The organism is Streptomyces sp. NPDC007907, from assembly GCF_042959365.1.
Classification (GTDB): Bacteria; Actinomycetota; Actinomycetes; order Streptomycetales; family Streptomycetaceae; genus Streptomyces; species Streptomyces indiaensis.
Window position 1 is genome coordinate 43355 of the sequence record NZ_JBIBKR010000006.1, and the last position, 12478, is coordinate 55832.

Sequence of the window (12478 nt, forward strand, 5' to 3'; positions counted from 1 at the left end):
CGCGACGCCGCGGAGAGCCGCCACAGGCCCGCTACGCCTCCTTGGCCCGGTAGCGGCGCATCTTCGCGCGCGCCCCGCAGACCTGCATGGAGCACCAGCGGCCACGGCCGGCCGGGCTGCGGTCGTAGTAGGCCCAGTGGCAGTCGGCGGCCTCGCAGGCCTTGAGGCGGATCCAGGTGCCGGCGACCAGGGCCTCGGCGACGGCGGCGGCCACGCGTGCGTGCAGGGAGCCGTCGCGGGCAGGGGCGAGGGCGGCCGAGCCGTCCGCCGCGTCGACGGTGACGAGGAGCGGGGCCTCGGCCAGGAGCTCGCCGAGCGGGACGACCGCGCGGTGCGGCGGGTGCCCGGCGTGGGCCAGGAGGATCGCGCGCAGCGACTCGCGCAGGGTGCGGGCCCGGTCGGCCTCGTCCGCGGTGATGCCGAGGCGCTCGCGGACCTCGGGCCTGTCCAGCGCGTCGGCGCCGGACTCGATGTCCAGCGTGTTCACCAGGGCCTCGACCAGGGCCAGGCCGCCGGGCGCGGGCGCTCTCTCCGTCATGGCTGGACCGTACCTCTCGCGCATCCCCTTGCGAGGTTACCGCCCATGGGGGAGCATGCAGTAACGGTTACTGGTTACCCGCCTTTGCGGGTAACGCCGACTTCGAGGAGGAAGTCATGGCTCTCGCCAAGCTGGGTGTCGTCGTCCTGGACTGTCCCGACCCGCGCGCACTGGCCGGTTTCTACGCCGAGGTGCTCGGCGGCACACCGACGGTGGAGACCGACGGGGAGGACGAGTGGGTCGACCTGAACGTGCCGGGCGGCACCCCACTGGCCTTCCAGGCCTCGCCCGGGTACGTGGCGCCGCAGTGGCCGTCCGCCGACGGCTCGCAGCAGTTCCACCTCGACCTGGTGGTGGACGACCTGGACACGGCGGAGAAGGGCGTGCTGGCGCTCGGCGCGAAGCCGCTGGACGCCGACGACCGGGAGCGCACGTTCCGGGTTTACGCCGATCCGGCCGGGCACCCGTTCTGCCTCTGCGCCAGCTGATCTCTGGAGGCCCCATGTCCGGCGTGGCACGTTTCCGTTCCGTGGTCGTCGACTGCCCCGACCCCCGCGCGCTGGCCCGCTTCTACGCGCAGGTCGGTGGAGGAACTCCGGAGGACGACGACCCCGACTGGGTGGTGCTGCCCGTCCCCGGCGGTCCCCGGCTCGCCTTCCAGCGCTCCCCGGACCACACCCCGCCGGAGTGGCCGCGGGCCGACCGCAACGCCCAGCAGTTCCACCTGGACTTCGACGGCGGCTCGACGTGGGACGAGATCGACGCGGCCGAGGAGCGGGTGCTGGCGCTGGGCGCCCGGGTGCTGGACAAGGAGGACTACGAGAAGAAGGACTTCCGCGTCTACGCCGACCCGGCCGGACACCCGTTCTGCCTGTGCCGGATCGAACACGGCTGAGCCTCAGGGCCCGGCCGGACCGGCACGGCCGGGCCCGCGGCTACCCGTCCAGCTCCGAGATCGTCGCCGTCGACGGCTCCCGGCGCTGCTGGGCGGCCCGGGCCGTGAAGTCGGCGCCGCGCAGGACGCGCTGGACGTTGCCCCAGGTCAGCAGGGCCACGTCCGGCTCGTCCCAGCCGCGCCGCAGCAGCTCGGCCACCAGCCGCGGATAGCAGGAGGTGTCGCCGAGCTCCTGCGGGTGGGCGGCCCCGGAGTCGTACGTGCCGGACAGGCCGACGCAGTGGGCTCCGGCCACGGCACGGATGTGGTCGAGGTGGTCGGCGACGTCGCGCACGGTCGGGCCGGTCTGCTCGGCGGTCAGCGGCACCAGGCACAGCCCCTTGGCCGCGCCCAGCTCCGCCAGCAGGTCGTCGGGCAGGTTGGCGGGGTGGGGGCGCAGGCTCCGGGCCGCGGAGCGGCTGCACAGCACGGGTGCCCGGGAGAGGCTCAGGACCCGCCGCAGGGTCTGCGTGGAGGCACCCGAGAGGTCCGCGATGACGCCGAGGCGGTTCATCTCGCGCACGACCTCCTCGCCGAACCGGGTCAGTCCCTCCTCGCTCGCCCAGGACACCCCGGTCAGCGTCAGCACCCGCAGGCCGAGCAGGTTCAGCTGGCGCAGGATGCCGAGCGAGTCCCCCAGGGCCGGGGCTCCGGCGGGACCGAGGAGCACGGCGACCCGGCCGCGGTTGCGGGCGTCCGCGACCTGCCCGGCCGTGCTGGCCGGCCGCAGGCCCTCCTCGCAGGCCCGGGCAACGCTCTTCGCCAGGTCGAGCTGCTCCAGGGTGGCGCCCACGGCCCGGTCGCCGTCGAGGCCCTCGGGCAGGTGCAATGACCAGAAGAGCGCGCCCACATGACCGCTGCGCAGCCGGGGCACGTCCGTGTCCACGGTGCTCTCGCCGTCCTCCAGGTCGTACCAGGGCAGGCGCTTGAGTGCCCAGGGCAGCCCGTTGTAGCCGTCGGCGACGGGGTGTGCCGCGAGGATGGCGCGGGCCCGGGTCAAGGGCGCGTCGTCCGGGTCGGAGACGGGCTCGTAGGACTCCGCCGTGACGACGCCCTCGTCGGGGTACGGCTCGGTCCGCTCGTCGAACTCGCCGGCGGCCGCGGCGTCGGTACGCAGGTCGTCCTGGAGGTCTGCCATGGCGGCTCCGTACGGTCGTTCGTGAGGTACGGTCACCGTCGCACGGAGCGGGACGTGGTTCCTGGTGGGCGGGGCGTTCGGAGTACGACGCGGGCCTCGTCGGCGGGGCGACCGGCTACACCGGCTACCCCGCCCTCGACGCTCAGCCGGCGGGTGTGTCCAGGGACCCGATCGTGGCGTTGGACGGCGAGCGCGTCGCCTGAAGACCCCGGGCCACGTCCTCCGCCGCGTCCAGCACCCGGACCGCGTTCTTCCAGGTCAGCTTGGCCAGGTCGGCCTTCGACCAGCCGCGGTCGAGCAGCTCCGCGAGGAGGTTCGGGTAGCCGGAGACGTCGGCGAGGCCGTCGGGGGTGAAGGCCGTGCCGTCGTAGTCGCCGCCGATGCCGAGGTGGTCGATGCCGGCCGCCTCGCGCATGTGGTCCAGGTGGTCGGCGACCGTCGACACCGTCGCGACCGGGCGCGGGTGCCGCTCCTCGAAGGCGCGGTGCACCTTCATGGCCTCCGCGGTGGTGTCGAGGGGGTGGAAGCCGTGGACGCGCATGTTCTCGTCGGCCGCCGCGGTCCAGTCGACGGCCGCCTGGAGCACGAACTTCGGCACGAACGTCACCATCGCCACGCCGCCGTTGGCGGGCAGCCGCTCCAGGACGTCGTCGGGGACGTTGCGCGGGTGGTCGCAGACGGCCCGGGCGGAGGAGTGGGAGAAGATCACCGGAGCGGAGCTCGCGTCGAGCGCGTCCCGCATGGTCGTCGCCGCCACGTGGGAGAGGTCGACGAGCATGCCGAGCCGGTTCATCTCCCGGACGACCTCGCGGCCGAACGCGGTCAGGCCGCCGGCCCTCGGTTGATCGGTCGCGGAGTCCGCCCAGTCGACGTTGTCGTTGTGGGTGAGGGTCATGTACCGCACGCCGAGGCCGTACAAGCCGCGCAGGGTGCCCAGGGAGTTGGCGATGGAGTGGCCGCCCTCCGCCCCCATGAGCGAGGCGATACGTCCCTCCCCGCGCGCGGCCTCCATGTCGGCGGCGGTGAGCGCGGGGCGCAGGTCCTCGGGGTGGCGGGTCAGCAACTGCCGTACGCAGTCGATCTGTTCGAGGGTGGCGGCCACCGGGTCGGGCGCGTCCGTGCGGACGTACACCGACCAGTACTGGGCGCCGACCCCGCCCGCGCGCAGCCGGGGGATGTCGGTATGCAGATGGGCGCTCTGGTCGGTGGCGATGTCACGGGCGTCGAGGTCGTAGCGGACCTGTTCGCGCAGCGCCCAGGGCAGGTCGTTGTGGCCGTCGACGACCGGGAACTCGCGCAGGAGCTCCCGGACCGCCTCCTGGGACGTCACCGCCGTCACTTCCTCGCGCCGAAGCCGAAGCCGCCCGCGCCCTCGACCTTGGAGCGCAGCCGCTTGCCCTTCTCGGTGGCCTGGTCGTTCAGCTCCTGCTGGAAGTCGCGCATCCGGCCGCGCAGTTCCTCGTCGTGCGCGGCGAGGATGCGGGCCGCGAGCAGCCCGGCGTTGCGGGCGCCGGCGACGGAGACCGTGGCGACCGGGACACCGGCCGGCATCTGCACGATCGACAGGAGGCTGTCCATGCCGTCGAGGTACTTCAGCGGCACCGGCACGCCGATGACCGGCAGGGGGGTCACGGAGGCAAGCATGCCGGGCAGGTGGGCGGCGCCGCCCGCACCGGCGATGATCACCTTGAGCCCGCGGGCGTCGGCCTGCTCGCCGTAGGCGACCATCTCGCGCGGCATGCGGTGCGCGGAGACGACGTCGACCTCGTAGGCGATCTCGAACTCGTCGAGGGCCTTGGCGGCGGCCTCCATGACGGGCCAGTCGGAGTCCGACCCCATGACGATGCCAACAACAGGGCTCATTCGGTGATGGTGCCTCTCAGGTAGCCGGCTGCGTGACGCGCGCGCTCCAGCACGTCGTCCAGGTCGTCGCCGTAGGTGTTGACGTGTCCGACCTTGCGGCCGGGCTTCACGTCCTTGCCGTACATGTGGATCTTGAGCTGGGGGTCGCGGGCCATGCAGTGCAGGTACGCGGAGTACATGTCCGGGAAGTCGCCGCCGAGGACGTTGACCATCACGGTCCACTTCGCGCGCGGGCGCGGGTCGCCCAGGGGCAGGTCCAGGACCGCGCGGACATGGTTGGCGAACTGGCTGGTGACGGCACCGTCCATGGACCAGTGGCCGGAGTTGTGCGGGCGCATCGCCAGTTCGTTGACGAGGATGCGGCCGTCGCGGGTCTGGAACAGCTCGACCGCGAGGTGCCCGACGACGCCGAGCTCCTTGGCGATGTTCAGCGCCATCTCGGAGGCCTCCAGGGCGAGGGCCTCGTCGAGGTCGGGCGCGGGGGCGACGACCGTGTCGCAGACGCCGTTCACCTGCTGCGACTCCACCACCGGGTAGGCCACGGCCTGGCCGTGCGGCGAGCGGACGACGTTGGCGGCCAGCTCACGGACGTAGTCGACCTTCTCCTCGGCGAGCACGGGGACACCGGCCTTGAACGGGTCGGCGGCCTCCTCGACGGAGTCGACGACCCACACGCCCTTGCCGTCGTAGCCGCCGCGGACGGTCTTGAGGACGACCGGGAATCCCTCGCCCTCGGCCGCGAAGGCGGCCACGTCCTGCGGGTCGCTCACGATCCGGTGCCGGGGGCACGGCACGCCGATCGCGTCGAGCTTCGCGCGCATCACCCCCTTGTCCTGGGCGTGCACGAGCGCGTCCGGGCCGGGGCGGACGGGGATGCCGTCCGCTTCGAGGGCCCTGAGGTGCTCGGTGGGTACGTGTTCGTGATCGAAGGTGATCACATCGCACCCCCGGGCGAACTCGCGCAGCGTGTCGAGGTCGCGATAGTCGCCGATGACGACATCGCTCACGACCTGCGCAGCGGAGTCCTGCGGGGTGTCACTGAGGAGCTTGAACCTGATGCCCAGCGGGATGCCCGCCTCGTGTGTCATACGAGCGAGCTGGCCACCGCCGACCATGCCGACTACCGGGAACGTCACGCCCCCAGGGTATCGGCCGCGCCAGGGTGGCCGGTTTCCTGTCCCCCACCTGCCCCGCCCGGAGCATCTCCGGGCGTCGACCGGTATCCGCAGGAAGATCGCACGGGAGGGTGGTTAGCATGGCTGGATCGACGCCGACGAACGGACGGGGGCCTGCACGACCATGGGACATGGTGCCTCCCGGCTCCGACGGGTCGTACGTGAAGTCGCCAAGTTCGGCGCGGTGGGCGGTGCCGGGGTGCTGGTCAACCTCGCCGTCTTCAACCTCGTACGCCACACCACCGACCTCCAGGTGGTCCGGGCGAGCGTCATCGCGACCGTCGTCGCGATCGTGTTCAACTACGTCGGCTTCCGCTACTTCACATACCGCGACCGCGACAAGAGCCGCCGTACGCGTGAGATGACTCTCTTCCTGCTGTTCAGCGCGATCGGCCTGGTCATCGAGAACGGCGTCCTGTACGCGGCCACGTATGGCTTCGGCTGGAACACCCCGCTCCAGAACAACGTCTTCAAGTTCCTGGGCATCGGCATCGCGACCCTGTTCCGCTTCTGGTCCTACCGCTCCTGGGTCTTCCGCGCGCTGCCCGCCCGCGAGCCCGCGCCGGACCCGGCCCCGCGGTCGGAGCCCGCCGCACTCCCGAAGACCAGGCAGCAGGTGCCGTAGCCCGCACGCGGCGTGGCACAACTAGGTCGCGGACACGACCTAGCGGACCGTCGGCTCCCCGTCGTCGTCCGCGGGCTTCTGCAGCGGGGTGCGGGACAGGAACAGGCCGAAGACCGGGGGCTTGGTCTGGAGCATCTCCAGACGGCCGCCGTCGGCCTCCGCGAGGTCGCGGGCGACCGCCAGGCCGATGCCGGTGGAGTTGCGGCCGCTGATCGCCCTTTCGAAGATGCGGGCGCCCAGGTCGGCGGGGATGCCGGGCCCCTCGTCGGTGACCTCGATGACCGCCTGGTTGCCGGTGACGCGGGTGCGCAGGGCGACCGTGCCGCCGCCGTGCATGAGGGAGTTCTCGATCAGGGCGGCCAGGACCTGCGCGACCGCGCCGGGTGTGCCGACCGCCCGCAGATGCCGCTTGCCGGAGCTGACGATCGCCCGGCCCGCGCTGCGGTACGCCGGCCGCCACTCGGCGAGCTGCTGCTGGATGACCTCGTCGAGGTCGAAAGAGACGGCGGAGCCGGTGCGCGGATCGCGGGAGTTCGTCAGCAGCCGCTCCACGACGTCCGTGAGCCGCTCGACCTGCGTCAGCGCGATCGTCGCCTCCTCCTTCACCGTGTCCGGGTCGTCGGTGAGGGTGATCTCCTCCAGCCGCATCGACAGCGCCGTGAGCGGGGTGCGCAGCTGGTGGGAGGCGTCCGCGGCCAGCCGGCGTTCGGCGGTCAGCATGCGGGCGATGCGCTCGGCGGAGCCGTCCAGCACGTCCGCCACCCGGTCCAGCTCGGGCACCCCGTACCGCTTGTGCCGGGGCCGCGGGTCGCCCGAGCCGAGCCGCTCGGCCGTCTCCGCGAGGTCGGTCAGCGGGGACGCCAGCCGGTTCGCCTGGCGGACGGCCAGCAGGACCGCTGCCACCACCGCCAGCAGCGCGACCAGCCCGATGATCAGCAGCGTCCGGCCGACCTCACGGGTGACCGAGGAGCGCGGTTCCTGGACGGTGACCGTCTCGCCCTCCTCGCCGGGCGCGGTCGCGCTGATGACGTCACCGTCCGGCCTGTCGCCGACCTCGATGGGCGCCTCGCCGGGGATGCGGATCATCGCGTAGTAGCGGTCCTGCGTGACCTGCTCGCGCAGCACCTCCGCGTCGACCTGCTGGGCACCGAAGAGCCGGCTGTCGACGATGCTGGCCAGCCGGACCGCCTCGGACTCGACCCGCTCCTGGGCGCTGTTGCTGATCGTCCGGGTCTCGACGATGACGAGGGAGACGCCGAAGACGGCGATCACGACGAGCACCACGGCGAGCGTGGACTGGATCAGTCGGCGACGCATGTCCTGTTACCCGAGCCCGCCTCGCGGCTCAGCTCTTCTCGAAACGGAAACCCACACCGCGCACGGTGGCGATGTAGCGGGGGTTGGCCGCGTCGTCGCCGAGCTTCTTGCGCAGCCAGGAGATGTGCATGTCGAGGGTCTTGGTCGACGACCACCACGTCGTGTCCCAGACCTCGCGCATCAGCTGGTCGCGGGTGACGACCCGGCCCGCGTCGCGCACCAGCACCCGCAGCAGGTCGAACTCCTTGGCGGTGAGCTGGAGCTCCTCCTCGCCCATCCAGGCGCGGTGCGACTCGACGTCGATGCGCACGCCGTGCGTGGCGGGCGGCTGCTGCGGCTCGGAGGCACCGCGCCGGAGCAGCGCCCGCACCCGGGCGAGCAGCTCGGCGAGCCGGAACGGCTTGGTGACGTAGTCGTCGGCGCCCGCGTCGAGCCCGACGACGGTGTCCACCTCGTCTGCGCGCGCGGTCAGGATGAGGATCGGGATGGCGTGCCCCTCGCCCCGCAGGCGGCGGGCCACCTCCAGACCGTCCATGCCGGGCAGCCCGAGGTCGAGCACGACCAGGTCCACGCCACCCTGCAGTCCGGCGTCGAGAGCGGTGGGCCCGTCCTCACGGACCTCGACCTCGTAGCCCTCCCGGCGCAGAGCACGGGCCAGCGGCTCCGAGATGGACGCATCGTCCTCGGCGAGCAGTACACGGGTCATGAGGTGATGGTAGACCGGCGACGCCCTGAGCTGGGGTGTGACCGGAGTCCTTGATTCTTACCGTCGGCAGAGGCGGCTCTTACGTGTCACGTGTATGGATACAGACCTCTGCCTCCGGGGTGGGATCCTGGTAAGGACCTTGGAAACGGGCGTGCGGTTCCGTTGGAGCCTGTGATCCGTGTCTCAAGTCCTTCCATATGGGTCGGTGTCCTGCCGTATGGTGAATCAACGCCTGTAGCACCACGGCGACCTTCGGAGGCTTTTGCCCTGGAGGTCTCTTTTGTGTGCGGGCCGGTTCCCGCCGGCCCCCGATGTGTAACGACCTGTGGCCGGGCCTCATACGTGTGGTGACGCGCGTAGAGGCGTGGATCCCGGTGGCGACCGCCCACCGCTTCGTGACCCGGAGCGAACCCCCGTAGGCGTCGGGCGGACGGCCGTACCCGCCGGTGCCGGCAGCCCCCACCGGGCGCACCACCGCTGCTCGCGGGGCGCGTCCCGAGCAGCAAGGAACGACCATGGCGTCCAGCCTGACGAAGGACTCGGCCCGACCGGTAACCCCCGGTTCCGAGAAGACCTTCTTCGGCCACCCCCGCGGACTGGCCACTCTGTTCATGACCGAGATGTGGGAGCGCTTCTCCTACTACGGCATGAGGGCCCTGCTCCCGCTGTACCTGGTGGCCCCGGGTGGCCTGCATCTGCCCGCGGGCACGGCGACGGCGATCTACGCCGTGTACGTGTCGCTGGTGTACCTGCTCACCCTGCCCGGCGGCTGGTTCGCCGACCGTGTGCTCGGCCCCCGCAAGACGGTCGCCGCCGCCGGCGTGGTCATCATGATCGGCCACCTGTGCCTGGCGCTGCCCGCCGCCGCGAGCTTCTACGTCGGCCTGGGTCTGGTCGCCGTCGGCTCCGGTCTGCTGAAGGCCAACATCTCCACGATGGTCGGCCACCTCTACGACGGCCCGGAGGACCCGCGCCGCGACGGTGGCTTCACGGTCTTCTACATCGGCATCAACCTCGGCGCCTTCATCGCGCCGCTGGTCATCGGCACCGTCGGTGAGAACGTCAACTGGCACCTGGGCTTCGCCCTGGCCGCGCTCGGCATGGCACTGGGCCTCGTCCAGTTCCTGCTCGGCAGCCGCCACCTGGACGCGAAGAGCAACGTGGTCCCGACCCCGCTGACGCCCGCCGAGAAGGCGTCCACCCTGCGCAAGGGCCTGATCTGGCTGGCCATCGCCGTGGTCTTCTACGGCCTCGTCGGCGGCACCGGCCACTTCACCCTCAACTGGGCGCTGATCCCGCTCACGCTCCTCGGCCTGATCGTGCCGATCCTGGTCATCTCGCGCATCATGCGCGACAAGGACCTGGACTCCGGCGAGCGGTCGAAGGTGTCGGCGTACATCTGGTTCTTCGTCGCCGCCGCCGTGTTCTGGATGATCTACGACCAGGGCGGCTCGACCCTGTCGCTCTTCGCCAGCGACAAGGCCGACAACACCGTCTTCGGCTGGGAGTTCCCGGTCTCCTGGTACCAGTCGGTCAACCCGGTCCTGATCATGGCCCTGGCACCCGTGTTCGCCTGGCTGTGGCTGTGGCTGAACCGGCGCGGCAAGGAGCCGAGCACCATCGTGAAGTTCGCCTCCGGTCTGGTGCTGGTGGGTGCGTCCTTCTTCCTCTTCCTCGCCCCGCTGTCGATCGCCGAGGGCGGTCACAAGGCCGCGGCGATGTGGCTGGTCGCGATCTACTTCGTGCAGACCGTCGGCGAGCTGACGCTGTCCCCGGTGGGTCTGTCCGTGACGACGAAGATGGCGCCGGCGAAGTACGCCTCGCAGATGATGGGCGTCTGGTTCCTCGCGGTCACCGCGGGCGACTCCGTCACCGCACTGCTGTCGAACCCGGCCGTCGGCGGGGTCAACCTCGACAAGACGGGCTTCGTGGCGCTGGAGGCGGCGCTCGCCGTGGTCGCCGGCTTCGCGGTGTACATGTACCGCAAGAAGGTCAAGGCCATGATGGGCGACGTCCGCTGATCACCGCCGCCTGACTCCTGGAGGAGGGCCGTCGCACCCCGGTGCGGCGGCCCTTCCTCATGTCCCGGACGATCGCGGAGGGTCGGCGTCCGGGGCGAACCAGGGCTCGGCGGAGGCCCGGCGGGCCACCGGCATCCGCACCCGGCGGGCCGGGCGGGCCGCGTGGCCGGGACGGCGGGGCCGTACGTGGTCGATCACAGCCAGCCCCGCGCGGAACAGCGCCGCCGGTACGACCAGCAGGACGAGGCCCCAGAACAGGGTCACGCCCCAGGGGCGGCCCACGCCCCAGGGGTGCTCGGCGAGCACCTTGCCGCCGTACTTCAGGGACACCGTGTAGTCGCCGTGCGCCCCGGCCCCGAGTTCCACGGGCAGCTCGATGCGGGCCGTGCCGCCGGGCCGGATCGTGCCGCGCCAGCGCTGGTCCTGCCACTCGGGGGCGTACACACCGTGCGCGGTGCCGACCTGGAAGACCGGGTTCTTCACCGGGGACGTGCCGACGTTGCCGACGGTGACCACGAGGGTCCGGGCAGGCGGGGAGCCGAACCAGGTGAGCAGGCCGCCGGAGCCGCGCAGCCGCGTGTCGGCGAGCAGGGACAGCCGTCCGCCGGCCGCTTCCGCGGGGAGCGGCTCGACCGCGTGCCCGGCGACCTGAAGGGCCGCGTCGGCCTCGGCGGCGGCTCCCGTCACGGTCGCCACGTGCACCACGCAGGGGCACGGCACGGGCGGCTCCACGACGGGCAGTGCGCGGCGGAAACGCCCGTCGGCGCCGGTGGTGACGGCCCGGCCGTCGGCGTTGGCGCAGGTGTTGGTGCCGCCGGTCACCCCCCGCTTCGGCTCGGCCTGCCCGCACACGAGCAGGGTCAGCAGGGTCCGGGGCCGCCAGCCGCTGCCGCGGACGGTGACCGAACCGCCCGTGCCCGCCTGGGTCTTGGACAGCTCGACGACGGGCCGGTCCACGGCCCCGGCGGGCCCGGAACCCCCGAGGACCAGCAGCAGCGCCAGCAGAAACGGCAGTGCGAGACGGACGGAGGGAAGAGAGGGATTCGGGACGCGGACGGCGAGCGGCATGGGCGGCTCCAGCGGTCGTGCGCTCGGCGGTGTGCGTGCCGGAAGGGGCGCTTCCGTGGCGGCTTTGGCGGTCACGCGCTCGGCTGTGTGCCTGCCAGGAGGGGCGCGCGTTCCTGTCAACGGCCGGCCTGCGTCGCCCGGTGACGCCGGGTCAGCCACAGAGTGCCCGCCGCTCCGGCGAGCAGGACCGTGCCGCCGAGGGTGCCGAGAGCGATGGCCGAGTCCTCCGGGCCGGTCTGCGGAAGGCCGCCGCCGGTGTCCGCGCCGGAACCGCCGCTGCCGCCGCCCGGGGCGGATCCCGAGGTGCCGCCGCCGCTCGCGGCCGTGACGTCGAGGGTGAGGGACGGGCCCGGATCGTTCGTCGGGGTGCAGGTGGTCGTCGTGCCGAGCGCCTTGATGGTGAGCACGCCGGCCGTGAAGGTGACCTCGCCGCTCTTCTTCGGCACGTAGGTGCCGCTCAGGTCGCTGATCTTGATGGGCGTGTTGGCCGGGATCGCGGCGTCGTTGGCGGGGCCGGTGACCGAGAGTGTGCCGCTGTCGGCGCCGCCCAGGGCGACGGTGGCGCTCGGGGTCATCGCGCCCTTGCCCAGTTCGACCGGGCTGGAGGAGACGCCCTTCTGCCAGGACATGGTGATCCGGTAGCCGTCGCCGCGCTTGGTGCTCTTGATGTCGATGGGGGAGACGGCACTCTTGTCGCCGATCGGCGTCTTGCACTGGTAGTTCACGTCGACGACCTCGGCCCGGGCGACGGGGGCGGCCATCCACACCGCCGAGCCGGCCAGGGCCGCGGCGGACGCGAGCGCGGCGGTTCGTTTCCGGTACGACACGGTGCCGCTCCCCTTCCTGTTCCTGACGGCGTATCAGATAGGGCCGTCAAGGTACGCCCGGGGCCTTGAGGAGGGAAGAGACGGCGCACGCCGGATCTGTGCGGAGCCGCGGTGCGGCGAGTGAGGCATGGAAGGAAGACGCGGGGCGGAGCCCGAGGGAGGGCGTCACCCGTTCGGACGCATCCCGGACCGGCCGAACAGAGCCGGGTACGCCGAGATCATCCGGGCGCGCCAAGATCAGCAGTACGCCGAGATCACCGGGGGGC

Annotated in this window: 13 protein-coding genes; 4 read left to right on the forward strand and 9 right to left on the reverse strand. The window is 72.1% G+C overall.

The genetic code is table 11. From position 1 onward, the window contains the following. Positions 1–31: 31 nt before the first annotated feature. The gene (locus ACFZDI_RS24655) at positions 32–538 is read right to left on the reverse strand and encodes a CGNR zinc finger domain-containing protein (RefSeq protein ID WP_234846923.1); all 507 of its coding nucleotides are present in this window, start codon (positions 536–538) and stop codon (positions 32–34) included. Between the two features lie 116 nt (positions 539–654). On the opposite strand from ACFZDI_RS24655, the gene ACFZDI_RS24660 reads away from it, so the two are divergent. Together ACFZDI_RS24660 and ACFZDI_RS24665 are read left to right on the forward strand one after the other, a co-directional pair. Further along, positions 655–1026, forward strand: coding sequence for a VOC family protein (locus tag ACFZDI_RS24660; protein ID WP_391253300.1), 372 nt, complete (start codon positions 655–657; stop codon positions 1024–1026). A 14-nt stretch (positions 1027–1040) separates the two neighbouring features. Continuing rightward, positions 1041–1433, forward strand: a complete 393-nt coding sequence (locus tag ACFZDI_RS24665) for a VOC family protein (RefSeq protein ID WP_391253302.1) — start codon at positions 1041–1043, stop codon at positions 1431–1433. Between the two features lie 40 nt (positions 1434–1473). Here the strand turns inward: ACFZDI_RS24665 and ACFZDI_RS24670 are convergent, their stop codons facing one another. From ACFZDI_RS24670 to ACFZDI_RS24685, 4 genes are all read right to left on the reverse strand, one after another. Continuing rightward, a complete protein-coding gene (locus tag ACFZDI_RS24670) occupies positions 1474–2610 on the reverse strand; it encodes a membrane dipeptidase (RefSeq protein ID WP_391253305.1) in 1137 nt (378 codons plus the stop codon). Positions 2611–2752: 142 nt separating this feature from the next. Further along, the gene (locus ACFZDI_RS24675) at positions 2753–3940 is read right to left on the reverse strand and encodes a membrane dipeptidase (RefSeq protein ID WP_391253307.1); all 1188 of its coding nucleotides are present in this window, start codon (positions 3938–3940) and stop codon (positions 2753–2755) included. 5 nt (positions 3941–3945) lie between these two features. Then, complete coding sequence (gene purE, locus ACFZDI_RS24680) at positions 3946–4473, reverse strand: 5-(carboxyamino)imidazole ribonucleotide mutase (RefSeq protein WP_234846918.1); 528 nt, start codon at positions 4471–4473, stop codon at positions 3946–3948. Continuing rightward, positions 4470–5609, reverse strand: a complete 1140-nt coding sequence (locus ACFZDI_RS24685) for a 5-(carboxyamino)imidazole ribonucleotide synthase (RefSeq protein ID WP_234846917.1) — start codon at positions 5607–5609, stop codon at positions 4470–4472. Before ACFZDI_RS24685 ends, purE begins: the two co-directional genes overlap by 4 nt. 163 nt (positions 5610–5772) lie before the next feature. Here ACFZDI_RS24685 and ACFZDI_RS24690 point away from each other — a divergent pair, with 163 nt between their 5' ends. Then, entirely contained in the window at positions 5773–6273 is a 501-nt protein-coding gene (locus tag ACFZDI_RS24690; protein WP_361117847.1) for a GtrA family protein, read from the forward strand. A gap of 39 nt (positions 6274–6312) precedes the next feature. On the opposite strand, the gene ACFZDI_RS24695 is transcribed toward ACFZDI_RS24690, so the two are convergent. Further along, positions 6313–7590, reverse strand: coding sequence for an ATP-binding protein (locus ACFZDI_RS24695; protein ID WP_234846915.1), 1278 nt, complete (start codon positions 7588–7590; stop codon positions 6313–6315). Positions 7591–7618: 28 nt separating this feature from the next. After that, positions 7619–8296 carry a response regulator transcription factor gene (locus ACFZDI_RS24700; RefSeq protein WP_030844734.1) on the reverse strand — a complete coding sequence of 226 codons (678 nt, stop codon included), beginning with the start codon at positions 8294–8296 and terminating at the stop codon, positions 7619–7621. 515 nt (positions 8297–8811) lie between these two features. Here ACFZDI_RS24700 and ACFZDI_RS24705 point away from each other — a divergent pair. Then, complete coding sequence (locus ACFZDI_RS24705; protein ID WP_234846914.1) at positions 8812–10317, forward strand: peptide MFS transporter; 1506 nt, start codon at positions 8812–8814, stop codon at positions 10315–10317. A gap of 57 nt (positions 10318–10374) precedes the next feature. On the opposite strand, the gene ACFZDI_RS24710 is transcribed toward ACFZDI_RS24705, so the two are convergent. Together ACFZDI_RS24710 and ACFZDI_RS24715 are read right to left on the reverse strand one after the other, a co-directional pair. Further along, a complete protein-coding gene (locus ACFZDI_RS24710; RefSeq protein ID WP_391253312.1) occupies positions 10375–11385 on the reverse strand; it encodes a hypothetical protein in 1011 nt (336 codons plus the stop codon). Positions 11386–11501: 116 nt separating this feature from the next. Then, positions 11502–12212, reverse strand: coding sequence for an LPXTG cell wall anchor domain-containing protein (locus ACFZDI_RS24715; RefSeq protein WP_391253314.1), 711 nt, complete (start codon positions 12210–12212; stop codon positions 11502–11504). Positions 12213–12478 lie beyond the last annotated feature (266 nt).